Genomic DNA, 25,378 nt, shown 5'->3' on the forward strand with positions numbered 1-25,378 from the left:
AGGAAATGAATAAACAAAAAGTAGTATTAGCATATTCTGGTGGATTGGATACAAGTGTAGCTGTTCAATGGCTTATCGATCAAGGTTATGAGGTTGTAGCATGTTGTTTAGACGTTGGTGAAGGTAAAGATTTAGATGTCGTTTACCAAAAAGCGTTAGATATGGGTGCTATCGAGTCTCATGTTATTGATGCAACAAAAGAATTTAGTGAAGATTACGTTGGTTATGCAATCAAAGGGAACTTAATGTATGAACAAACATATCCATTAGTATCTGCACTATCACGTCCATTGATTTCTAAAAAGTTAGTAGAAATCGCGCATGCGACCAATGCAGACGCGATTGCGCACGGATGTACTGGAAAAGGTAACGATCAAGTACGTTTTGAAGTCGCTATTAAAGCATTGGATCCAAACCTTAAAGTCATCGCACCTGTTAGAGAATGGGGATGGAGTCGTGAAGAAGAAATCGATTATGCAAAAAAACATAATATCCCTGTACCGATTGGCAAAGAATCACCTTATTCTATTGACCAAAACTTATGGGGCCGTAGTAATGAATGTGGTGTTTTAGAAGATCCATTTGTCGCACCGCCTAAAGATGCATTTGATTTAACAAATGAATTAGAAGATACTCCAGATACGCCTGAAGAAATATTAATTACATTTAATAAAGGTATCCCTACTCATATAGATGGAAAAGCTTATGCACTAGATGATCTCATTTTACATTTAAATGAAGTTGCAGGTAAGCATGGTATTGGTCGTATCGATCACATTGAAAATAGACTTGTCGGTATCAAATCACGTGAAGTTTATGAAACACCAGGTGCAGAAGTCATTTTAACTGCACATAAAGCGTTAGAATCCATTACATTAACAAAAGACGTAGCGCATTTTAAACCAATTATTGAAAAACAATTCGCTGAGCAAGTCTATAATGGTTTATGGTTCTCACCTTTAACAGATGCATTGAAAGTATTTGTAGATCAAACGCAACAAAATGTCACGGGTGAAGTACGTGTGAAATTATTTAAAGGACACGCAATTGCTAATGGAAGAAAATCTGATTACACGTTATACAATGAGCAACTCGCAACATATACGAAGGAAGATGCGTTCAATCAATCATCTGCTGTTGGCTTTATTGATATTTATGGTTTACCTACACAAGTCAACGCAATGCAAAATGGAGGTTATCAAAATGACTAAAAAAGCTTGGGGCGGTCGTTTTGAGGAAAAACCTGAAGCGTGGGTCGATGCATTCAATGCATCGATTCATTTTGATAAAACATTAATTGATGAAGACATTCAGGGGAGCATTGCACATGCTACGATGCTCTACCATCAAAATGTACTGACACAAAAAGAAAGCGAAGCAATCATTAATGGTTTAAAAGCCATTCAAAAAGATTATCACGATGGCAATATTGAATTTCAAACTTCATTAGAAGACATCCATCTCAATATTGAACATGAACTCATTCAACGTATCGGTGCCGTTGGTGGCAAATTGCATACCGGAAGAAGCCGAAACGATCAAGTTGCCACTGACATGCATCTGTATACTAAAAAAGAAGTAAAACAAATCATTGAAGCGATCGAATTGTTTCAAAAAACCATTGTTAACTTAGCAGATGAACATGTCGAAACCATTATGCCTGGTTACACGCATTTACAGCGTGCGCAACCGATATCTTTTGCGCATCATATAATGACGTATTTTTGGATGTTAGAGCGTGATAAAGGACGTTTCAAAGACGCTTTAAAACGTATCGACATTTCCCCTCTTGGGGCAGCAGCTTTAAGTGGTACAACCTATCCTATTGATCGTCACGAAACGCAACAACTTTTAGGTTTTGCGTCGATTTATGAAAACAGTTTAGATGCTGTAAGCGATAGAGATTATATTGTTGAGACGCTGCATGCAATCAGTTTGACTATGGTACACTTATCTCGTTTTGCGGAAGAAATCATCTTTTGGTCATCTGAAGAAGCAAAATTTGTTACACTATCTGATGCATTTTCAACTGGTTCATCTATCATGCCTCAGAAGAAAAACCCTGATATGGCTGAATTAATACGTGGTAAAGTGGGACGAACTACAGGTCATTTAATGAGCTTGTTTATGACTCTAAAAGGTTTACCGCTAGCATATAACAAAGATATGCAGGAAGATAAAGAGGGGCTATTTGATGCAATACACACCCTTAAAGGCTCTTTACGTATCTTCGACGGAATGGTAGGAAGTATGACAGTGAATACCGAACGCTTAACACAAACGGTTAAGTCTGACTTCTCCAACGCCACTGAACTCGCAGATTATCTTGTTGTAAAAGGCATACCATTTAGAGAAGCTCATGAAATCGTAGGTAAAATTGTATTATGGTGCATTCAAAATGAGATGTTTTTATTAGATGTGCCACTTGACGTTTATAAACAACATCATCACGCCATCGATAAAGATATTTATACGTATTTACAACCTGCTGAAGCGGTAAAACGTAGAAAAAGTTATGGTTCTACAGGTCAGGATGCCGTGAAACATCAAATTTCTGTAGCAAAAACTTTGATTTAATATCAATATTATTAAAGCTCCGTTAATGTTAACGGAGCTTTTTTAATTTATTTTTAAGACTTATAATTATTGTTAAATCCTATTGTGTTTGCATATTATATACTATAATTTAAAGGAGCATTACCATAAATATTAAGGAGGATTTATCATGAAGCATTATTCAAAAATAATTATCTCTTCAAGTTTAGTCGCATCTTTAATGATTGGAGGCATCGCAATACCTTCTCAAGTTGATGCGGGCTCTTCACAAAGCGCTGCAAATCATAATCAAGCTACTCCTTTATCTCCAAGTGTACATAACGTCTTAAACAAAAAACATGTAACAATTGGTCACCGTGGTGCCAGTGGTTATGCACCAGAACATACCATCCCTTCATATGATAAAAGTATCAATGAAATGGGTTCTGACTTTTTAGAAATCGATTTACAAATGACTAAAGATGGGCACCTCGTTGCCATGCATGATGAAACAGTTGATCGTACAACGAATGGTACAGGTCGTGTTGATCAATTAACACTTGCTCAATTAAAACAGTTAGACGCAGGCAGTTGGTTTAATCAAGCTCATCCTGAATATAAAAATCCAAAATATGTTGGCCAAAAAGTACTTACACTCGATGAAATTTTTAAACGCTACGGTAAGCATACGAATTTCTACATTGAAACAAAATCCCCTGAAGTCTATCCAGGTATGGAAGAAAAATTATTACAAACTATGCATAAATATCGTTTAGATAAGAAAAACTTTCTTACTAATGGTAAAGTTGTCATTCAATCATTTTCACAAGCAAGTTTACAAAAAACGCACAAACTCAATCCGAACATTCCACTTATTCAATTGACAGATGTAGGTCAATTAACAGCGATGACGGATAAAGATTTACAAACAGTAAAACAGTATGCTGTTGGTATTGGTCCTGACTATCATGACTTAAATGCGCAAAACACGAAACATTTAAGAGACTTAGGTTTCTATATTCACCCTTATACCGTTAATACAGTACCAGACATGAAACGCTTAAATCAATATGGCGTAACAGGCGTATTCACTAACTATCCTGATTTATACAGTAACCTTATTAAACATTAATATTATGATGTTTTCAAAAGCAACTTCATTTTTAGTATATGCTTCCACAAATGTTTGCTTAAAAAGCGATTTATTGACAAAAAAACCGCAAAGTGGTTCTCTCCACTTTGCGGTTTTCACATGTATTATGCCCAACCACGGTAACGAGCTGCTTCTGCAGTGCGCTTAATGCCAACAATGTATGCTGCCAAACGCATATCGATTTTACGATTTTGGGATAAGTTATAAATTGTATCAAAAGCAGTAATTAATTTTTCACGAAGTTTTTCATTCACTTCTTCTTCTGTCCAATAGTAACCTGTATTATTTTGAACCCATTCGAAATAAGATACTGTAACGCCACCAGCACTTGCTAACACGTCTGGAACAAGTAATACGCCGCGGTCAGTTAATATTTTAGTTGCTTCTGGTGTTGTAGGACCATTTGCAGCCTCTACAACAATCTCGGCTTTAATATCATTAGCATTATCAGCAGTGATTTGATTTGCAATCGCCGCTGGTACTAAGATGTCACAATCAAGTTCAAATAATTCTTTATTTGAGATGGTATCTTCGAATAAGTTAGTCACGGTACCAAAACTATCACGGCGATCAAGTAAATAATCTATGTCTAAACCTTCTGGATCGTGTAATGCACCATAAGCATCTGAAATTCCTACAATTTTAGCCCCTTGATCATATAGGAATTTAGCTAGGAAACTACCTGCATTACCGAATCCTTGTATTACGATACGTGAATCTTTAATTGTTTTACCACGACGTTTTGCAGCTTCTTCGATTGCAATAACAACACCTAAAGCTGTTGAACGGTCACGTCCTTGTGAACCACCAAGCACAATCGGTTTCCCTGTGATAAAACCAGGAGAGTTAAATTCGTCCATTTGACTGTATTCATCCATCATCCATGCCATGATTTGAGAATTTGTAAATACGTCAGGTGCTGGAATATCTTTAGTCGGTCCAACAATTTGTGAAATTGCACGTACGTACCCTCTTGAAAGACGTTCAACTTCATGAATGCTCATTTGACGTGGGTCACATACAATACCGCCTTTACCACCGCCATATGGTAAGTTGACGATACCACATTTTAAAGTCATCCACATAGAAAGTGCTTTTACTTCTTCTTCATCAACATCTGGATGGAAACGTACCCCACCTTTTGTAGGTCCTACAGCATCATTATGTTGCGCACGGTACCCTGTAAAAGTTTTTACCGTTCCATCATCCATTTTCACCGGAATACGAACTGTTAAAAATCTCAAAGGTTCTTTAATCAACTCATACATACCATCGTCGAAACCCAATTTATGCATTGCTTCTTTAATGATACCTTGAGTTGACGTCACTAGATTGTTTTTTTCAGCCATGATCCATTTCGCCTCTTTTTCCTACTTTGTTTTCGCTTACATAAGTCATTGTAACATAAGCAATACTTTTTTAAAGCCTTTTAGGTCTAGTATAAAAGTATAAAAAATAGTTATTATATCAATGGAATTTTAAAAAAATTCCATTATGCAAACAAATGTTATTTAGATTCTGCAAATACTTTTTTCACTTTATCAATGGCATAATCAAGCTCTTCTTTAGTAATGACTAAAGGTGGTGCGAAACGAATCACGGTATCATGTGTTTCTTTACATAAAATACCTTCTTCTTTAAGGCGTTCACAATATGGTCGCGCATTTTCATTTAATTCAACACCAATAAATAAGCCACGTCCACGTACTTCTTTAATGGATGGATGATCAATGTCTAATAATGCATTTTTAAAATATTCTCCAAGTTCTTGTGAACGTCCTGGTAAATCTTCATCCACGATAACATCTAACGCAGCAATGGATGCCGCACATGCCAATGGGTTACCTCCAAATGTTGAACCGTGTGAGCCTGGTGTAAAGACGTCTAGCACTTCTTTGTCAGCAAGTACAACAGAAATCGGGAATACGCCACCACCTAAGGCTTTTCCTAAAATATAAATATCAGGTTTTACTTCATCCCAGTCTGTCGCAAATAACTTACCTGTACGGCCTAAACCTGCCTGAATTTCATCAGCAATAAATAAAACATTATGTTCATCACATAATTCACGTACTTGTTTTAAATAACCTTTAGGAGGAATATTAATGCCTGCCTCACCTTGTATAGGCTCAATTAAAACTGCAGCCGTGTTCTCATTAATCACTTCTTTTAATTGTTCAATATTTCCAAATTCAACATTTGTGAATCCTTCTAAAAGCGGACCATAACCACGTTGATATTCTTTTTCAGAGGACAATGACACTGGTGCCATCGTACGGCCATGGAAGTTTCCAACCATTGCTATGATTTCAGCATCGTTCGGTTTAATACCCTTAACATCATACGCCCAACGACGTGCAGCTTTTAATGCTGTTTCAACCGCTTCTGCACCCGTGTTCATTGGTAGTGCCTTTTCTTTACCTGAAAGCTTACAAATTTTTTCATACCATTCGCCTAAGTTTGCACTGTGGAATGCACGAGACACAAGCGTTACTTTATCCGCTTGGTCTTTAAGTGCTTGAATAATTTTTGGATGACGGTGACCTTGGTTCACTGCAGAGTATGCAGCGAGCATATCCATATATTTATTGCCTTCTGGATCCTTCACCCATACACCTTCAGCTTCTGAAATCACAATTGGGAGTGGCAAGTAGTTATGTGCACCATAATGATTTGTAAGTTCGATAATTTGTTCTGATTGATTCGTCACTTTAAACGCCCCTTTTTTAATTAATAAAAGGGTAAACCAACCTATTTAACGAAACAAAACACCCATTTCACTGTTTTGATCGAATATATGATGGCTTACCCTACCTTAAAAACATAAAGTATTACATCGCCAAATGGTTATCAACAAACGCTATCGTCTATATAACGTAATTGTACCTTAAGCACACATTGAGACTTTATGCGTATCGTATTCAATTTAGTAATTTTATAAATGTTCAGAAACTGTACGACCTTGCATGTGAAGTACTAAATAGTCTGGTCCACCAGCTTTAGAGTCTGTACCTGACATTTTGAATCCACCAAATGGTTGGTAACCTACTACAGCACCTGTACATCCACGGTTAAAGTATAAATTACCTACCATGAAGTCACGGCGTGCTTGTTCTAATTTCATACGATTATTAGAAATAACTGCACCTGTTAAACCATATTCAGTATCATTTGCGACATCAATCGCTTCATCAAAATCTTTAACTTTAGTAAATCCAACAACCGGACCAAAAATTTCTTCTTGCATAATACGTGAGTTAGGATCTAGGTCTGCGATAACTGTTGGATGAACGAAATTACCTTTTTCTTCATCAGTATTGCCACCTGTTACAATACGACCTTCTTCTTTACCAATTTCAATGTATTTTTTGATTTTATCTAAAGATTTTTGGTCAATTACAGGACCTACATATGTGTCTGGTTCTGCAGCATTACCAACTTTAATTTTTTCAGTTTCAGCTTTAACACGCTCTAATAACTCATCATAAATGTCTTGGTGCGCAATAACACGTGAACATGCAGAACATTTTTGACCTGAGAAGCCAAACGCTGAATAAACAATCGCATCTGTAGCCACTTGTAAATCTGCTTCATTGTCAACAATGATCGCGTCTTTACCACCCATTTCAGCAATTACACGTTTAATATGGTTTTGACCTTCTTGGATAACGGCTGCTTTTTGAATAATTTCTTTACCAACGTTTTTAGAGCCAGTAAATGAAATTAAGCCTACATCTTTATTTTCAATTAAGAAGTCACCAATTTCACTAGATGAACCAGGGATCCAGTTCACAACGCCTTTAGGTAGACCTGCTTCTTCTAAAACTTCCATAAATTTATAAGAAATAATCGGTGTATTTGAAGATGGTTTCAATAGTACAGTATTTCCTGTTACAACTGGTGCAGCTGTTGTTCCAGCCATGATTGCATAAGCAAAGTTCCATGGTGAAATTACAACACTCACACCGACTGGTAAATAATCAAATTGATTGTATTCACCTGGACGGCTATTTACTTTTTTTCCATCTTTAAGTTCAAGCATTTGGCGACCATAATATTCCATAAAGTCGATTGCTTCTGCTGTATCTGCATCCGCTTCTTTCCATGGTTTACCGCCTTCTTTAGACAATAAAGCTGAAAATTCATGCTTACGCTTACGTGTAATTTCAGCAGCACGGAATAAAATGTTAGCGCGTACTTTAGGATCTACTGTTCTCCATGATTTGAATGCCTCTTTCGCAGCATCTAACGCCTTTTGTGCATGCTCTTTTGAAGCTTTTGAAACGTAACCAATCGTTTCTTCACGGTTAGATGGGTTATACACACGAGTTTTATCGTCCGTATATACACGTTCTCCACCAATAATTAAAGGATACTCTTGACCTAATTCACTCTCTACCTTTTCTAGAGCGCGGAAATAAGCTTCGCGATTCTCCTCTTTTGTAAAATCTGTAAATGGTTCGTGTTTATATGGAATCATTTATAAATCCTCCCTTGTTTAATTTGAGAAAGCACTTATCATTATCATGACATATCGCAACTAGGATGTAAAAGATTTTTTCAGGCTATACTGAATTATCGCAATTTTTACGATGTGATATCTCTTTAATACACTAAAGCGAGTAATCTGCTCGAATTGAAGCGCTTTCATTTACAAGCATTATAGCGTTTAATGCTTGTAAATTCAACCACTTTAAAGGTGTAAATTTAGACCGTCATTAAAATACAATTGTGGTAAACAGCAACTTTACATCAATTGTATATTTCCTTCTATACAAACATTTAGATAGTTATATAAAACTGATTAAATAGGTTGCTTTTTATGTAATATTCTACATATATACTTTCGTGTGTAATACTATACTAAAATAGCGAATTGTACACGTAATCATTTCATTACAAATAATTGAATTAACTTCATTTTTCTAAACATTCTTTAGCAATTTATACTTTTATAGGCTTTTGTGATTCATATAGGATAGGTCATTCAAGATAAAAAAAGAAGCGGAAACATCATGTTCCACTTCTTTTTATTCGGCTTCGTCTTGCATCCGTCGCTTTGACTGTTTCACCCAATATGGTAAGCGTTCTTTTAAAGTTTGAAACCCATACGTTTCGGTCTCTTTTATCTCGTCCAATACTGAACGTTTTTCTTTTTTACGCTCATAATTTTTAAAATAATCATTGTCTTTTAAAGACAAATTCAGCTTTCCTGATTCATCAATTGAAATGATTTTAGCTTTTACCGTTTGGCCTTGTGATAAAAGTTTTTTTAAATTATGCACATAATCATCCATAACTTCTGAAATATGAATTAATCCTTCAGTATTGTCAGGGGTTTCAACGAAAGCACCGTAGGGTTGAATACCAGTCACACGTACTTTTATGTGTTGACCAACACGATACTGTTTTTTCAACATGCATAACCCCTTATTAATTTTGAACTTCAACAGTATCATCATAGCACATATTTTTTTAGAATCATAACTATAAATCGTTAATAACAAATTCCGTTATAAAAGTCTCATGTTGCAATGACTTTTTAATGGTTCAACCATGTTTTATTCAATTACGATTTCGCGTTCTTTACTCGTTTTAATGTCCAGCCATCCAAGGTCTTCCCTGAGTTGCTTGCTGTGTTGCCTTCTTCGCAATAGCCTCTTTTTTAACGATTTTTGGTTGTTGACCATGTTCTATACGTTTTTTTAAATTTGCATCTAACCGATATGTTTGAAAAGCTTGAAATTGTCTTTGGGCATACATATTACATGACGGACAACAATAAACATCATGATTGTCATGTATCGATTGACGAACAGTAAATGGACCGCACGTTGGACAACAATACGTATAATTTGGCATTAATCTTCATCCATTTCTGGGAGAACCCCTGTTTTAAATATCTCTCTAGGGATAGCAATGGTACAACATGCGTTCGGTACATCTACAATCCCGGCTACAGTACCTTGAACAGGCGCAGTACCTAGTAACATATACGCTTGTTCACCTGTAAAACCACGCGTTTTTAAAAATTCAATCGCATTTAAACATGCATTTCGATAAGCTGTATTCGCATCTAAGTATGTTTGTTTCCCGCTAAATTCATTGACGGAAATACCCTCAAATACAATATAATCCGAGTAATTTGGCATAACAGGTCCTGGATTAAATGCTGGATTTTTCTTTATATTATATTTTTCCATTCCATTTTTGATGACATTCACACGTAAATCAATCCATCCAGGCATCTCTATACCGCCACAAAATGTGATTTCACCGTCTCCTTGTGAAAAGTGCAAATCACCAACCGACAATTTAGCCCCTTCAACAAATACTGGAAAATAAATACGTGATCCTTTAGATAAATTTTTTATATCACAATTCCCACCATTTTCACGTGGTGGAACAGTACGTGCGCCTTCTTTTGCAACACGTTCAAAATCTTTTCCTTTCAGAGTTCCTAAAACCGCAGCATCGGCTGTAGGAAGGTTAGCCAATACAGGTTCGCGATTGGGATCAGTATCAACAAGTGCGCGCTCACGTTTATTCCATTCATTTAACATGTCTTGTGATGGTGCCACACCAATCAGTCCCGGGTGGATAATCCCTGCAAATTCAACGCCAGGTACATGACGACTTGTTGCATAAATGCCATTGAAGTCCCATATAGATTTTTGTGCATTAGGATAGTGATCTACTAAAAAACTTCCGCCATTCGTTTTGTCGAAAATGCCGTTAAAGCCCCATTCATGTTCTGGAAAGGTGCCAATGTCTAAAATATCAACAACGAGTAAATCGCCTGGTTGAACCTGATTCACATAAACTGGTCCACTCAACACATGCACACGATTTAAATTGACCGTTTTAATATCATTAGGATTATCGTCATTAGAAATTTGACCATCTGTCCAATCTAAACACTCCATTCGAAACGCTTCACCAGGATTTACTGAAAATGCTGCTGGAATATCTGGATGCCATCTGTTATGACCCGGATGTACTTGCTCATCCATTTTTTTATTTAAATCAACACTAAATAACGTTTTCGGCATACATACGCCCCCTTATAATGTGATATTTTTTACTACAGTGTTAAATTACCCTAAAAGTTTTATAATAATCTGAAGTTTCACATTATTTACACACTACATTGCCACTTTATCATCTCTGTAAAATTATATTTATGAAACACAATTTACTCGAATGTTATTGAAAAGTTGATACCCTATTATGCCTCATTCCATACTAAAAATGCCTTCAAAACTCACCAAACAGTGAATTTTGAAGGCTATACTTAATAAGTATCAATGAAATTATTTTACTCAAATTAATGTTTATTTTTAGATATTACATTGTTGTTGTAGATTGACGGCTTCATGTGCTTTTGCTAAGCAAGCGTCATACGATAATGTTTCCTCAAAAGAAAAACGAAAAATATTTTGAAACGCGTATGCAATTTCACTAGGTTCTCCTAATTGATGTACAGCATCCATCATTTCATACACTTCCGCGTCCCCTAATGTTTTATCATCAAATTGCATAGGATTCCATTCAGATAACAATTGATAGAGTTGAATATTTAAATCGTTATTGGCCACACATATTCACCTTCTATTTAAATTTATTACGCGTTGTCATCTTCAATATCGATGGATTCAATTACAACATCATAAGCTGGCTTATCTCCAGGACCTACTTTTACACTTGCGATATCTTCAAGCGTTTTTTCACCTTCAATTAATTGACCGAAAACTGTGTGTTTTTGATCTAACCAAGGTGTGCCGCCTTTTTCACGATAAGCTTCAGCAATTTCTTTTGGCCATCCGCCATCTTGTAATTGATTCAACATTTGAGCTGGTAATTCTTTCATTTGTACGATAAAGAATTGTGAGCCATTTGTGCCTGGACCTGCATTAGCCATTGATAATGCGCCATACAGGTTAAAGGCTTCCATAGAGAATTCATCTTCAAATGGACTACCATAAATACTTTCGCCACCCATACCTGTACCAGTTGGGTCACCACCTTGAATCATAAAATCATTAATGACGCGATGGAAAGTGATACCGTTATAATATCCTTTCTTTGATAATTCTACGAAGTTTTGCACTGTTTTAGGGGCGATCTCAGGGAATAATTTTAAAGTCATATCACCCATATTGGTATGCATTACTGCTTTAATTTCATTATCTTGTAATTCTTTAGTAAGTTGAGGATATTTCGTCATTTGTCATTTCTCCATTCGTGTTAAACTAAAATATAAACATATCTTAACATATTTAAGAAAGGAAGGAATATTTATGCGCTACCGATTTGCACATAAAAGCGGTGTATACGGTGTTGAAATTGTTGAAAGAACAGAAGATCAAATATTGGTTAAAGTATTGCAAGTCATTAAGCATCCTAAACAAGGTGATTTGCATACACCTAATGAAGCTGAAGGTGTCTTTTTTCATGAGCGTAAAGCTTTGAGTTTATATGAAAAACGTTACACGACACAAAGTAAACTTAAACCATTTGATGTAGACGTCATGCCTTACGTAGAATCACTTCAACATGCTGTAGCACAATTAGAGTCAAAACTTAAATCTAATGACACTTTATATAACCAAAAATCACTGATGTGTTTAAAAGCATTAAAAAAAGATTATGAACGTCAATACAAAATGAAATTCGATTAATTTTATGACATTTAAGACGAGTTTCTACTTATTTAAAAGAACCTAAAAAATCAACTCTGGCTACGGTAAGGGTTGATTTTCTTCGCATTCATAATCATGTATAATAAAAGTAATGCAGTTTTATGAAGGAGGACAATTTATGAGTTGGTTACATATTGCGGTGATTTTGCCGTTGATATTCGCACTTATCATACCTGTTTTGTACCGTTTTTATAAGCGTGTGCATTTAGGATGGTTTGTGTTACCGATTCCAGTTGTGTTGTTCGCATACTTTTTAACGTATCTTCAACCTACTATGTCCGGTCATTACGAAAAAGCATCTATGAAATGGATGCCACAAATCGGAATGAATTTTGACATATATGTAGACGGTCTCGGCTTATTATTTAGTTTATTAATTACCGGTATTGGGAGTCTTGTTGTACTTTATTCTATTAGTTACTTAAGCCGTTCTGAACAACTAGGTAATTTTTATTGCTATTTATTGATGTTTATGAGTGCCATGTTAGGTGTTGTACTCTCAGATAACTTACTCGTGCTTTACTTATTTTGGGAGCTGACATCATTTTCAAGTTTCTTACTCATTTCATTCTGGCGCCATAAAGAAAAATCATTATATGGTGCAATGAAATCAATGATGATTACTGTATTTGGTGGATTATCATTATTAGGTGGATTCATTCTACTTTATATCGCATCTGGAACATGGAGCATTCGTGAATTAGTACGTCACGTTGATGATATTCATACATCTCCATTTTTCCTTTTAGCAATGATTTTTATTATTATTGGTGCAATGACAAAGTCCGCACAATTCCCATTTTACATATGGTTGCCTGATGCGATGGAAGCACCGACACCTGTAAGTGCATATCTTCACTCAGCAACGATGGTTAAAGCTGGAATTTATTTAATTGCTCGTTTGACACCCCTTTTCGCAGTATCTCAAGGGTGGATTTGGACAGTTACATTATTTGGATTAGTCACTCTTTTTTGGGGATCTTTAAATGCAACCAAGCAACAGGATTTAAAAGGTATTTTAGCCTTTTCTACTGTCTCTCAACTAGGGATGATTATGTCCATGCTTGGAATAGGTGCAGTCAGCTATCATTTTAATGGCGCAGAAAATCAATTTTATGTCGCAGCTTATAGTGCTGCAATTTTCCATTTAATCAACCATGCGACATTTAAAGGTGCACTTTTCATGATTACAGGTGCCGTTGACCATGCGACAGGTACGCGTGACATAAAAAAACTCGGTGGCTTAATGACAATTATGCCAATTTCATTTACGCTTACCATCATTACTTCATTAAGTATGGCAGGCGTCCCACCTTTTAACGGTTTTCTATCTAAAGAGCAATTTTTAGAAGCCATGATAGAAGTCACAAGCGCTAACGTATTCAGTTTAAATACTTTAGGTTTGCTCTTACCAATTGTTGCCGTAATTGGTAGTATATTTACATTTGTGTATTCATTTAAATTTATAACTGAAATCTTTTTAGGGAACTATCAACCTGATGCATTACCACATAAAGCACATGAGGCATCCATATTGATGAATATCCCTCCAATTATTTTATCAACATTAGTCATCGCTATAGGCTTATTCCCTAGTTTAGTATCGACACCGTTAGTCGAACCGGCTGTTAAATCTATAGCTAACATTGATAACATCACGGCTGAATTTCATTTATGGCATGGCTTTACACCTGCATTTATGGCAACACTCATCATATACGTTGTCGGTGCTATTTTGTTATTAACACATAAGAAATGGGTTCCGGTTATAAAAGGGTTACCTCAATTTCTAACTTTAAACTATTGGTACGATCAAACAGGACGCTATTCACCTTTCTATGCGACACAATTAACACGTACGTATATGACCGGTTTTAGTCGAAATAATATTGTGATTATATTTACTACATTAATTATTATCACAGTTGTGACGCTTATTTTAGTGCCATTTACGTTCGACTTTAAGCATGTGTCACCGATACGTCCATATGAATTTATATCTGTTATTACGATTATCATAGCGGCTGTAATGATTATGTTTGCACGTTCACGACTCTTCAGCATTATTATGCTGAGTGCAGTAGGGTATTCGATGGCCATTTTCTTCATTTTCTTTAATGCGCCAGATCTTGCATTAACTCAATTTGTAGTAGAAACCATTTCCACTGCCCTATTTTTACTATGTTTTTATCACTTGCCAAATATGAGCCGTTATAATGAAACACCTAGATTTAAGATCGTCAATGTCGTAATTTCAATTAGCGTTGGTCTTATCGTTACTATTTTAGGCTTAATCGCTTATGGCAACCGTCATTTTATATCAATTAGTGAATTTTATAAAAAGCATGTTTATGACCTTGCAGAAGGTAAAAACATGGTCAACGTAATTTTAGTAGACTTCCGTGGAACGGATACATTATTTGAGTCTGCTGTGCTAGGTATCGCAGGTATGGCCATTTATACACTCATTAAATTACGTGCAAAACACAAAAATGGTTATGAAAGGATTGAGAAAATTGAACAGACAGAAAAATGATTTAATTTCACAATACTCTGCACTGATTATCTTTTTCTTAATAATGATGTTCGGTTTCTCTCTCTTTTTAGCCGGACATTATACTCCTGGAGGCGGCTTTATTGGTGGACTCCTTGTATCGAGTGCACTGGTAATTATTGCAGTGGCCTTTGATGTTAAAACAATGCGTAAAGTGTTCCCATGGGATTTTAAAAAACTTATCGCACTCGGCTTAGCATTTTGTGTTTTTTCACCCATGTTGAGTTGGACATATGGTAAGAACTTTTTCACACATACTTCTGTGGATATCCCTTTACCTTTATTAGCACCGATGCATGTTCATACAGCTGTACTTTTTGATACTGGCGTACTTTTCGTTGTTGTAGGTACAGTATTAACAATTATTTTAACGATTGGAGAGAATGAGTAATGGAAATTGTATTAATAGTCGTTTGTGGTTTGCTTACATCCATTGGCGTGTACCTCATTCTTTCTAAAAGTTTAATAAGAATTATTATAGGTACCGCACTGTTATCACATGCTGCAAATTTATTTTTATTAACAATGGGTGGTCTAAAAACTGGAAATGTTCCTATTTTCGAAAAGAATGTTACCAATTATGTAGACCCTATTCCTCAAGCTTTAATTTTAACAGCAATTGTAATTTCATTCGCAGTCACTGCTTTTTTCTTAGTACTTGCTTTTCGTAGTTATAAAGAATTAGGCACAGACAACGTAGAACGTATGAAAGGAGTGCCACAAGATGATGATGAATGAGAATTTAATTGTAATGCTTGTGGCGATTCCAGTCATAACTACGATTTTACTTATTTTTAGTGGTTTGCGACCGTATATTAAAAGATATATTGCTTTAATAGGTACGCTCATCACATTAGGCTTTGCAATTTGGAACTTTGTCAATGTATGGGTCGCCGGTCATCCGATTGTCCTTGAATTGGGCTCGTGGAAAGCGCCCTACAGCATTGTGTTTGTTTTAGATTTATTTAGTGCGTTACTTGTTATGACGAGTACGCTGATTACTGTATTGATTATATTATTTTCATATCAATCTATAGGTTTACATCGTGAAACGTATTATTACTATTTTACTGTTATGTTTATGCTTGCTGGTATCAATGGTGCTTTTATTACTGGCGACATTTTTAACTTATTCGTATTCTTTGAAGTCTTCTTAATGGCTTCTTACGGACTTATGGTTATTGGTGGAACAAAAATACAATTACAAGAAAGCGTCAAATATTTACTAGTGAATGTCGTATCTTCAGCGTTTTTTGTTATCGGCGTAGGTATTCTATATTCCGTTGTTGGTACGTTAAATATGGCTGATATTAGTGTTAAATTAGGTAAAGTTTCACACGAGCATCCAGGTTTAATTAGTATCGTATTTATTTTATTTATATTTGTATTTGCCACTAAGGCAGGTACGTTCCCAATGTACGTATGGCTTCCAGGTGCATACTACGCTCCTCCTTTTGCTATCATTGCATTTTTCGGTGCGTTACTTACTAAAGTCGGCGTCTATGCCATTGCACGTACAATGAGTTTGTTCTTCCATGATACATTAACAATTTCACATTACACGATACTTACATTAGCACTACTCACCATTATCTTTGGTTCTGTCGGTGCTGTAGCCTATCGAGATACAAAACGTATTATTCTATATAATATTATGATTGCTGTCGGTGTGATTTTAGTTGGTGTTGCAATGATGAATCAAGCAGGAATCATTGGTGCCATTTATTACACTTTACATGACATGCTAGTCAAAGCTGCGTTATTTTTCTTAATTGGTATCATGTACAAAATCACAAAAACAACAGATCTACGAAAATTTGGTGGTTTAATTCATCATTATCCACTTCTAGGATGGACATTTTTCATTGCTGCATTAAGTTTAGCTGGGATTCCACCACTAAGTGGATTCTATGGAAAGTTATATATCGTCCAAGCAACATTCCAAAAAGGATTTTACGTAAGTGGTATCATCGTCCTTCTTTCAAGCTTGGTCGTGCTATATTCGGTTATTAATATATTCTTACGCGGATTCTTTGGTAAAAGTTATGGCTATGTTTATAACCCGCGTTTACACCATAGAGGATTGCTAGCCGTCGCTGTACTTTCGGTAATCATTACTGTTATTTTTGGTTTAACAGCAGGTCAGTTATATCCGTTTATTGCAGAAGGTGCAAAATCGTTCTATCAACCAGAAACCTATATTCAAAGCGTTTTAGGAGGCGATTAAATGGCAGTTCAAATATTAATTAATATTATTTTAGCTGTGTTTTGGTTATTTTTATCAGGCAGCTATACGATGAATTCATTTGTTCTTGGTTTTTTATTCGCCCTATTACTCGTTTATTTAATGCGTCAAATCCTGCCGGGTCGATTTTATGTTGTAACGATTTATAAAGTCATCAAGCTTGCATTCATTTTCATCATCGAATTGATTAAAGCTAACTTTGACGTTTTTAAAGTCATTATCCAGCCTCGTCTTAAAAACGAATCTGCATTCTTTGTATATGAAACAGATTTAGAGCACAAATGGCAAGTAGCGTTGTTGTCCAACTTAATCACATTGACACCTGGTACTGTAGTGATAGGTGTTAATGACGATATGAAACGTTTATATATTCATTGTCTCGACTTTTCAACAAAAGAAGAAGAAGTCGCTTCAATTAAAAACTCACTTGAAAAAGCGGTGAAAGAAGTAGGTGAATCCTAATGAACTATGACATATTAATCATTGTTGCATTAATTATTGTAGTGCTCTCTATATTGGCGATGCTCGTACGTGTCATTTTAGGCCCTACACTTGCGGATCGTGTTGTTGCATTAGATGCCATTGGTATCCAATTAATGGCCATTGTAGGTTTGTTTTCTATCATTTTAAATACACCCTATATGATAGTAGCAATACTATTAATTGGTATACTTGCTTTCTTAGGCACAGCCGTGTTTGCTAAATTTATGGATAAAGGTGAGGTGATCGAACATGACAGAAACCATCGTGACTAGTTTAGGCGTTCTACTTGTCATTATCGGTGCATTGTTTAGCGCGTTGGCAGCTTTTGGTATTTTGAAATTAGATGATGTGTATTCACGTGCACATGCTGCTGGTAAAGCGGCAACATTAGGTGCCATGCTCTTACTTACTGGCGTGTTCATCTATTTTATCGGTAAAGAGGGATATGTTAATTTTCAACTTTTAATCGGTATATTCTTTGTTTTTATTACCGGTCCTTTAGCAAGCCATATGATTTTAAAAGCGGCATATAATTTAAAGGCACCCGCATCAAAGCGCTTAAAACTTGATGAAGTTAAAAAAGATTTAGACGGCAAAAAACTTTAATATTCAACTTAATCCATTGATATTAGCGAGGATTCATTCTTTCATAGATGACATCCTCGCTTTTTTACATCATTCCCTTCTGTTACCGGTCATAACTCTTTGGCAAATTCTTTACCACACACCTTGTTCGATAAAAATTTTAATGTTTAAGTGCGTTATTTATTATTCTTGAATAATTTTAAAAGTGTCGCTATATTTAAAGTGTAAAAATATACCTAGAAAGGACTAGAGAGATGAAAGGTGCTACTTCAATATTCTGCACATTATTGTTATTATTGCTGTTTGTAGCAGGTTGTACACAACAACATCAAAGTAGTAAACGCAACAGTGATGATGCCTCCATGTATGCAAAACATAAATCAAAAGTAAATGATGATTGGAAACCTTATAAAGGAGAAATTTACCATGTATTTTTTCATCCGGTTATAACTGATCCAAAAGTAGCATTTGATAGTAAAAATCCAAGTGCGAAAGGTAATAATGACTGGATGGTTACAACAAAAGAATTCAAATCAGCCATTGAGGAATTACATAAAAACAACTATATTTTGATAGACCCTCACGATGCTTATGACCTTCAATCATCACCTATAAAAAAGAAAACATTGAAATTACCTAAAAATAAGAAACCATTAATATTATCTATCGATGATATGAACTATTATGATTATATGCGCGGAAAAGGATACGATGATCGCCTCGTTTTAGATGAATCACAACATGTCGTTTCAGAAACGAAAGATAAACAAGGAAAGATTACCCATTCAAAAAGTGACGATATCGAACCAATCTTAAATGATTTTGTAAAAGCGCACCCTGACTTTTCTTTAAATGGGCAAAAGGGTGTTGTAGCATAAACGGGCTATAGTGGTGTAATAGGTTATCGAACAAATGAAACAGATAGTAAAGATTATGAGCAACGTAAAAAAGATGCTAAAAAAGTTGTAGACGCAATGAAACGCGATGGTTGGACATTTGCCAGTCATTCATATGGACATATTAATTTTGAAAAATCATCTTATAAAGCAATTGTCAACGATACCCAAAAATGGGAAAAAGAAGTCGTACCTATTGTTGGTAAAACGGATTTATTTATTTTCCCTCATGGTGCACAAGATCGTCATACACCAGCGTATAACTATTTAATTAAAGAAGGTCATTTTAAATATCTCGCTGGTGTGGGTCCTAATAATTTTACAGATGTTTCACCTGATAATGTATATCAAGATAGAGTTGCTATAGATGGTCTGAACCTATATGAATTTAAATATAAACTCAAACCATTTCTTATACCTGAAAATGTATATAACAAAGAAGATCGTGCTTATTTTAAAGGGAATAAATCCTATGCATATTAATTAAAAGCCATCTTTGAATGTGGAGTAAAGGATTCCTCCTATACTTCTCTCAAAGATGGCTTTTTTTATATATTTTTTTGTTTGACCGCTATAGTTCCTCTCATTACTGTAATGAGTATGCCTTCCTCATTAGTAATTTTGACATCCCAAACGTGTGTCATGCGACCACGATGTAAAAGGGTTGCTGTAGCAATCACTTTTCCACTTTGTACTGATTTAATATGATTGGCATTCATCTCTAAACCAACAGGTATCTCTTTTGTAACATCTAATAAATGTGAGGATCCTATAGAACATGCCGTTTCGCCTAAGGCCATTGTTGCCCCTCCATGAAGATAACCGAACGGTTGTTTCACATTATCTGTCACCGGCATTTCCATTTTAAGATACCCCTGATGTTGCTCTACCACTTTCATATTTAATAATTCCACTAAATTCGACATGCCTATGCCTCCTTAATAACATCATTATAATACAAGTGCTGCAATCGTACCCATAACGACAAGTGGAATATTATAAAACAAGAAATTTGGTATACAAGTATCACGAATATGATCATGTTGACCGTCGACATTCAGTCCTGCAGTAGGACCAAGTGTGGAATCACTTGCGGGTGAACCTGAATCCCCTAGCGCACTTGCAGTACCAATGAGTGCAATAAGGGCCATTGTACTCATTCCTAAAGCTTCACCAAATGGTATAAATAAAGCTGCAATAATCGGGATTGTTGCAAATGAAGATCCAATCCCCAAAGTCACTATGAGACCAATGAGATACATTAATACAATACTCAAAAATAAATTACCGCCAGAAATTGTTGTCAGGCCATTAACGAGCTTTTCTATATCACCTGTTTTGTTCATGACACCCGCAAAACCATTGGCGGTTAAAATAACGACCCCTATATAAGCCATTATTTTAATTCCATCTACAAATTGATGATCTAGTTCTTTCCATTTGTAAATGCCTGAAACAAAGAAAATGAGCACCCCTGCCAATGCACCAAATATCATTGAATCTGTTAAAGTTTGAACCGTAAATGTCGCCAAAATTGCCACAATGACTACAATAATCACATACGGTCTTAGTGTAACTTCATTGTCCTTATTAGACACCTCAATCGTTTTATAGTCCCTAGGTTTACGATAATATATTAACGCTAAAATGAGACCAATAATATAGCCACTTGCAGGTATTAACATTGCTTTCCAAATCATTCCAAATTCAATGGGATGATGTGCTTTTTCAAATCCTTTTTGGATAATTTCTTGGAATATATGACCAAATCCAAATGGGAGCAACACATATGGAAAACATAATCCAAAACCGATAATTACGCCAATCAAACGGCGATCAATTTTAAGTTCATTAAATAAACTAAGTAGTGGTGGTACAACAATTGGAATAAATGCAATATGCACTGGTATAACATTTTGACTCATGACACTAAGCATAAGCAAACTGATAATAATAAATACTTTTACTTTAATACGTGAAACTTTCGTATTTTCTGTTCGGATGGCTTCAATGATACGGTTTACTAAATAATCTGTAATACCGCTATAGGATATTAAAGCTGCAAATCCGCCTAATAACGCATAGCTAAGCGCAACTTCAGCCCCATCCACAATATTTTGCGTAAATGTTTCAATCGTTTTGTCTAAAGGCAAGCCGGCTAACAATCCACCGACTAAGGCACTTATAAACAAACTAATGACAACATTTAATCGACATAAACATAAAACAATCATAAGTAATACTGCGATTAAAACTGCATTCATTCCGTTATCTCCTTTAGTTCATTATCGTGTTAAAGCGTTATGAAAATCATAACAGTTTCATTTTTTCATGTCAATGTATGATCTCACTTCTTTTTTGAAATTTTTATATTCATCGCATCGACCTAAAATAGTATTTCATTTAGTGTTAGCACTATCTATAATTTCCAATCTTTAGAGTTCTAAATGTAAAACAAGGAGTAGCCTTAAAGGGCACACTCCTTGCTCATTTTTAAAACTCTATTATAATTCTGTCACTTTTCCATAGGTATGTTTAAGATAATGTACTATGGTTGAAATCATGACACCTGTTGCACCTTTAGGGCCTTTATAAGATGCTTTACTCGTCGTTGCAGGACCTGCAATATCAAAGTGTAGATGTGGTGTTTCACCACTAAAATGTGTAATAAATGCAGCAGCAAACAGTGCTTTACCATCTGCATTTACATGATTAGTTAAGTCAGCGACATCAGATTTTTTAATTTGCTTTCGTTCTGTTGCTGTAATTGGTAATTCAAATGTAGGCTCCCCCCATATGCGCGTTTGCGTTAAAATGTCATCCAATATGTGTGTAGAGACCCCTTTATTAAATACAGCTGTTTTGTCTACACCTAAAGCAACAATTGCGGCACCAGTTAATGTCGCGAAATCCATAATTAATGCAGGTTGATATTGATTCGCATAATATGAAGCATCTGCTAAAACAAGTCGTCCTTCTGCATCTGTGTTTGGCACTTCAACTGTTTCTCCGCTTAAAGCAGTAAAGACATCATCTGGTTTCATTGCATGTGGTGCAATCATATTTTCAGCAGCAGCAATCACTCCGACTACGTTTACTTTAAGTTGAAGTGCTTGAATCGCATCAATCATCCCGACAACGTTTGCTGCACCACACATGTCGAATTTCATGGTAGGCATACCATTTTTAGACTTGATAGAATAGCCTCCAGAGTCGTACGTGATCCCTTTACCCACAAGGGCAATCGTTTGATCTTGTTGATTTGGATTCCCTTTATATTCTAATGTAATCAATCTGGGTGCATGACTTGAACCTTTACCTACTGCATGCAGTAAGCCGAAACCTTCTTGCTGAATCATAGTGCCATCTTTGGTATCCACTGTTACATTTGTTGTTTTAAAACGTTCGTCTACCAATGTCGCAAAGTATTCTGGTGTTAAAATATTTGGGGGCATATTGCCTAAATCACGTGCAAAATTAATAGCGTGACCTAGATGACGACCATCTTGCATCACCGATTCATAATTCGCCCATGTTTTAGGTTCAAGTTGAATATGTATACGATAAGGCGCTTTTTTATCAGATTTATAAGAATCAAACGTATAAATTGCTTGTTCTTGTTGCAACCCCATTATATTAAATACCTTTTCAATTTCTACAGTTTTTGAGAAAAACGTTGGCATATATAGGCTTATCGAATCTATAGCATGTTGTTTCAAGTATTGAAACACATTACCCCATATTTTTAAATAATCGCCTTCTGTGCGTTTTTTTACATTACCTAATCCAACAGTTACCACCTTACACCATTGATCATTGATGAATAGCGCTGCCTCTCGTACATCGCCTAAATTAGATGATACTAATTGTTGCGCTTTTAAAGGCGCCAAAGCATCAATCAATGCATGATCTTCCTTCACTTCCTCCACATATTGATTAAGATGTTCCGGTACGCCAATCACACGTACTGATGATTTGTATGCTGTCATCATCCCACTCCTTTTCTCTTTTAATGCTTTATACAAAGAAAGGCTGGATAGTGCCCTTAGAAAAGACACTCCCAGCCATGTATGACATTGATTTAGAATTTACCTTTTTTATAAGCTAAACCTAAACCACCAATTTTGAAAATTGCACGTGTATCAATCACGCGTTTCATGAAGGCTGCTTTTTTACCTGTGATTTCACGGCCATAAACAAGTCCTACACCATCATGTTTACCTAAAGATGCAACTGTTCCACGATCAACATACGTGAAGTTTTCAGTAGGCTCACCTTTTAAAATATGTTGAATATTTTTCGCAACATGTTCACCTTGTTGCATTGCAATTTGTGCAGTTGTTGGTAATGGACGCTCTTCACCTTCTGGAATAAATGCAGAACAGTCACCGATTACGAAAATGTCATCATAACCTTCAATTGTTAAATCTTGTTTCGTAACGATGCGACCGCGTTTAACACCTTCGAATGATTTTTCCATTAATTGACTTCCACGTACACCTGCAGCCCAAACAACCGTATTCGCTTCTAATGTTTGTTCTTCATCGTTCACTTTTACAACGAATCCTTTTTCATTCGCTGCTACGATAGGTGTACCCACTTTAAATTCAACACCACGGCTTTCTAAATAACTCACCGCATGATTTACCAAGTTGTCAGAGAACATTGGTAACATTTTAGGTGCTGCTTCAACACAAGTAATTTTAACTTTACTTTGGTCAACGCCGTATTTGTTCGCAAGTTCTGGAATACGATCTGTTAATTCGCCTAAAAATTCTACACCTGTAAAACCTGCGCCCCCAACTAAAATTGCTAAATCATTATCATCTTTCGTTTTTGATGCAGCATAATTTGCAAATTTGTCTTCAATATGACGCGCAATTTTTCGTGCAGTATGCACATTTTCAATTTGGAACGCATGTTCTTTCATACCATTAATGCCAAATGTTTCAGATTCGAATCCTAAACCAACCACTAAAATATCAAAATCGAAAATACCACGTGTCGTTTCAACTTTTTTAGCGTTGCGGTCTATTTTAGTTACCTCTGCACGCACGAATTCAACATGATCTTTAATGACACTATCGATCGGATACAAAACATCCTCATAGCTTAGCGTACCAGCTGATGCTTCATGTAACCATGTAGACTCATAGTGATAATCGTTTTTATTAATTAAAGTGATGTGTGCATCTTCTTCAGATAATTGTTTTTGAAGTTTTGATACAGTTTGTAAACCAGCGTAACCTGCACCCAAAACAAGTACTTTTTTACGTTCTGCCATTTCTATTCACCTATTCCTTCATAAATATTATAAATACTCTTCCTACTGTATACCCTCATAATTTTTTATGTACACAAAATTGTAAAATACAGTTCAATAATAGTTTATATTTTTTTAACGGTGAATTCAAGTTAATCATATGAATGTAAACACTTCGATATCAACAGTTAATATAAGCAGAGAAAATGAAGTGTCACTTGAGAGAAACCGCTTACATAACGATGAAATAATGGAGTCGTACAGTGTATCAACGCTTACACTTGCACGACTCCTTACTTAAATCTATTCAATATTGATCATATGACCTTAATGATTATACATTATTTTGAAGGTTAACAATCTTCAGGTGTGCCTGCCACTTTAGCTGTTCTAAATGAACTGCCACAGCCACATGAAGCAATTGCATTTGGGTTGTCGATTTGGAACCCGCCACCCATCAGTGACGTCTTGTAATCAATCGTCGTACCATTAAGTATTGGTGCATCTTCCTTATCCACTAATACTTTTAACCCATAAAATTCTAAAACTCCATCATTTTCACCTGGTTCTGGCTCAGCGGTCATGCCATACGTAAGACCTGTACAGCCGCCGCCATTCACTTTCACTTTTAAGTAACCATTTGGCATATCATTTTGTTTCAACATATCTTTCACTTCGTAAGCCGCTGCTTCCGTTAAAATAACAGTAGACATGATAAATCCTCCTTAAAAAATCCACGTCGCTTCAATGTGTGCATAAATATTTTGTAGCAATTCATCAGGTGTTTCCCCTTCAACTAAATCACCATTGACAAGCGCATAAAGTCCTGATGAACATATACCACAGTGTTGTAAACAGCCATAGTCTAGAACATCTATATTGGGATCGTTTTCTAAGGTCTGAAAAACTTTTTCAGAACCCCTTGCCATATTGGAGATGCAAAACTCAACAATAGGATTCAT

25 protein-coding genes and 1 pseudogene are annotated in these 25,378 nt (G+C 35.7%); 12 read left to right on the forward strand and 14 right to left on the reverse strand.

Annotated features, from left to right (window positions below):
• Nucleotides 1-5 precede the first annotated feature (5 nt).
• The 3 genes from CD172_RS05735 to CD172_RS05745 all read left to right on the forward strand — a co-directional run bounded on the left by CD172_RS05735 (nt 6) and on the right by CD172_RS05745 (nt 3,667).
• Entirely contained in the window at nt 6-1,211 is a 1,206-nt protein-coding gene (locus CD172_RS05735) for an argininosuccinate synthase (protein WP_103345744.1), read from the forward strand.
• Nucleotides 1,204-2,577, forward strand: coding sequence for an argininosuccinate lyase (gene argH / locus CD172_RS05740; RefSeq protein ID WP_103345745.1), 1,374 nt, complete (start codon nt 1,204-1,206; stop codon nt 2,575-2,577). The genes CD172_RS05735 and argH overlap by 8 nt, the downstream gene beginning before the upstream one ends.
• Nucleotides 2,578-2,725: 148 nt before the next feature.
• Nucleotides 2,726-3,667, forward strand: a complete 942-nt coding sequence (locus CD172_RS05745; protein ID WP_103345746.1) for a glycerophosphodiester phosphodiesterase — start codon at nt 2,726-2,728, stop codon at nt 3,665-3,667.
• 125 nt (nt 3,668-3,792) lie between these two features.
• Here the strand turns inward: CD172_RS05745 and CD172_RS05750 are convergent, their stop codons facing one another.
• From CD172_RS05750 to CD172_RS05785, 8 genes are all read right to left on the reverse strand, one after another.
• A complete protein-coding gene (locus CD172_RS05750; RefSeq protein ID WP_037566815.1) occupies nt 3,793-5,037 on the reverse strand; it encodes a Glu/Leu/Phe/Val family dehydrogenase in 1,245 nt (414 codons plus the stop codon).
• A gap of 158 nt (nt 5,038-5,195) precedes the next feature.
• A complete protein-coding gene (locus CD172_RS05755) occupies nt 5,196-6,398 on the reverse strand; it encodes an ornithine--oxo-acid transaminase (protein ID WP_103345747.1) in 1,203 nt (400 codons plus the stop codon).
• Nucleotides 6,399-6,623: 225 nt separating this feature from the next.
• Nucleotides 6,624-8,168: an L-glutamate gamma-semialdehyde dehydrogenase gene (gene pruA, locus CD172_RS05760; RefSeq protein WP_037566811.1), complete on the reverse strand. Its 1,545-nt coding sequence runs from the start codon at nt 8,166-8,168 to the stop codon at nt 6,624-6,626.
• Nucleotides 8,169-8,718: 550 nt separating this feature from the next.
• Nucleotides 8,719-9,108, reverse strand: coding sequence for a S1 domain-containing post-transcriptional regulator Ygs (gene ygs / locus CD172_RS05765; RefSeq protein WP_037566809.1), 390 nt, complete (start codon nt 9,106-9,108; stop codon nt 8,719-8,721).
• Between the two features lie 175 nt (nt 9,109-9,283).
• Nucleotides 9,284-9,550 (reverse strand): FmdB family zinc ribbon protein, encoded by a 267-nt coding sequence (locus CD172_RS05770; RefSeq protein WP_103345748.1) that lies wholly within the window; start codon nt 9,548-9,550, stop codon nt 9,284-9,286.
• The gene (fmdA, locus tag CD172_RS05775; RefSeq protein ID WP_103345749.1) at nt 9,550-10,740 is read right to left on the reverse strand and encodes a formamidase; all 1,191 of its coding nucleotides are present in this window, start codon (nt 10,738-10,740) and stop codon (nt 9,550-9,552) included. The genes CD172_RS05770 and fmdA overlap by 1 nt, the downstream gene beginning before the upstream one ends.
• A 288-nt stretch (nt 10,741-11,028) precedes the next feature.
• A complete protein-coding gene (locus tag CD172_RS05780) occupies nt 11,029-11,286 on the reverse strand; it encodes a DUF1871 family protein (protein WP_103345750.1) in 258 nt (85 codons plus the stop codon).
• Nucleotides 11,287-11,312: 26 nt separating this feature from the next.
• Nucleotides 11,313-11,915, reverse strand: coding sequence for a peptidylprolyl isomerase (locus CD172_RS05785; protein WP_060550661.1), 603 nt, complete (start codon nt 11,913-11,915; stop codon nt 11,313-11,315).
• Between the two features lie 73 nt (nt 11,916-11,988).
• On the opposite strand from CD172_RS05785, the gene kapB reads away from it, so the two are divergent.
• The 9 genes and pseudogenes from kapB (at nt 11,989) to CD172_RS05830 (ending at nt 19,636) form a co-directional block, all read left to right on the forward strand.
• On the forward strand, nt 11,989-12,369 hold the full coding sequence (gene kapB, locus CD172_RS05790) for a sporulation phosphorelay system protein KapB (RefSeq protein WP_060550660.1): 381 nt from the start codon (nt 11,989-11,991) through the stop codon (nt 12,367-12,369).
• A gap of 139 nt (nt 12,370-12,508) precedes the next feature.
• Complete coding sequence (locus CD172_RS05795; protein WP_037566798.1) at nt 12,509-14,926, forward strand: Na+/H+ antiporter subunit A; 2,418 nt, start codon at nt 12,509-12,511, stop codon at nt 14,924-14,926.
• On the forward strand, nt 14,889-15,335 hold the full coding sequence (locus CD172_RS05800; protein ID WP_081858214.1) for a Na(+)/H(+) antiporter subunit B: 447 nt from the start codon (nt 14,889-14,891) through the stop codon (nt 15,333-15,335). Before CD172_RS05795 ends, CD172_RS05800 begins: the two co-directional genes overlap by 38 nt.
• Nucleotides 15,335-15,682, forward strand: coding sequence for a Na+/H+ antiporter Mnh1 subunit C (gene mnhC1 / locus CD172_RS05805; protein WP_037566794.1), 348 nt, complete (start codon nt 15,335-15,337; stop codon nt 15,680-15,682). The genes CD172_RS05800 and mnhC1 overlap by 1 nt, the downstream gene beginning before the upstream one ends.
• Nucleotides 15,672-17,171, forward strand: a complete 1,500-nt coding sequence (locus CD172_RS05810; RefSeq protein ID WP_103345757.1) for a Na+/H+ antiporter subunit D — start codon at nt 15,672-15,674, stop codon at nt 17,169-17,171. The genes mnhC1 and CD172_RS05810 overlap by 11 nt, the downstream gene beginning before the upstream one ends.
• Nucleotides 17,172-17,651 carry a Na+/H+ antiporter subunit E gene (locus tag CD172_RS05815; RefSeq protein WP_037566793.1) on the forward strand — a complete coding sequence of 160 codons (480 nt, stop codon included), beginning with the start codon at nt 17,172-17,174 and terminating at the stop codon, nt 17,649-17,651.
• Nucleotides 17,651-17,944 carry a Na(+)/H(+) antiporter subunit F1 gene (locus tag CD172_RS05820; RefSeq protein ID WP_037566791.1) on the forward strand — a complete coding sequence of 98 codons (294 nt, stop codon included), beginning with the start codon at nt 17,651-17,653 and terminating at the stop codon, nt 17,942-17,944. Before CD172_RS05815 ends, CD172_RS05820 begins: the two co-directional genes overlap by 1 nt.
• Nucleotides 17,922-18,278, forward strand: a complete 357-nt coding sequence (locus CD172_RS05825) for a Na+/H+ antiporter subunit G1 (RefSeq protein ID WP_060550658.1) — start codon at nt 17,922-17,924, stop codon at nt 18,276-18,278. The genes CD172_RS05820 and CD172_RS05825 overlap by 23 nt, the downstream gene beginning before the upstream one ends.
• 233 nt (nt 18,279-18,511) lie before the next feature.
• Nucleotides 18,512-19,636 (forward strand): annotated as a pseudogene (locus CD172_RS05830) (polysaccharide deacetylase family protein).
• Nucleotides 19,637-19,701: 65 nt separating this feature from the next.
• Here the strand turns inward: CD172_RS05830 and CD172_RS05835 are convergent.
• The 6 genes from CD172_RS05835 to CD172_RS05860 all read right to left on the reverse strand — a co-directional run bounded on the left by CD172_RS05835 (nt 19,702) and on the right by CD172_RS05860 (nt 25,378).
• Nucleotides 19,702-20,079 carry a PaaI family thioesterase gene (locus CD172_RS05835; protein ID WP_103345751.1) on the reverse strand — a complete coding sequence of 126 codons (378 nt, stop codon included), beginning with the start codon at nt 20,077-20,079 and terminating at the stop codon, nt 19,702-19,704.
• A gap of 24 nt (nt 20,080-20,103) precedes the next feature.
• The gene (locus tag CD172_RS05840) at nt 20,104-21,417 is read right to left on the reverse strand and encodes a Na+/H+ antiporter family protein (protein WP_060550656.1); all 1,314 of its coding nucleotides are present in this window, start codon (nt 21,415-21,417) and stop codon (nt 20,104-20,106) included.
• A gap of 240 nt (nt 21,418-21,657) precedes the next feature.
• Nucleotides 21,658-23,145, reverse strand: a complete 1,488-nt coding sequence (locus CD172_RS05845) for a leucyl aminopeptidase family protein (RefSeq protein WP_404829390.1) — start codon at nt 23,143-23,145, stop codon at nt 21,658-21,660.
• A gap of 89 nt (nt 23,146-23,234) precedes the next feature.
• Nucleotides 23,235-24,437 carry an NAD(P)/FAD-dependent oxidoreductase gene (locus CD172_RS05850; protein ID WP_037566779.1) on the reverse strand — a complete coding sequence of 401 codons (1,203 nt, stop codon included), beginning with the start codon at nt 24,435-24,437 and terminating at the stop codon, nt 23,235-23,237.
• A gap of 332 nt (nt 24,438-24,769) precedes the next feature.
• Nucleotides 24,770-25,129 carry a HesB/IscA family protein gene (locus CD172_RS05855; protein ID WP_103345753.1) on the reverse strand — a complete coding sequence of 120 codons (360 nt, stop codon included), beginning with the start codon at nt 25,127-25,129 and terminating at the stop codon, nt 24,770-24,772.
• 12 nt (nt 25,130-25,141) lie between these two features.
• Nucleotides 25,142-25,378: a YuzB family protein gene (locus tag CD172_RS05860; protein WP_037566777.1), complete on the reverse strand. Its 237-nt coding sequence runs from the start codon at nt 25,376-25,378 to the stop codon at nt 25,142-25,144.

It is taken from the genome of Staphylococcus agnetis, from assembly GCF_002901865.1.
Classification (GTDB): domain Bacteria; phylum Bacillota; class Bacilli; order Staphylococcales; family Staphylococcaceae; genus Staphylococcus; species Staphylococcus agnetis.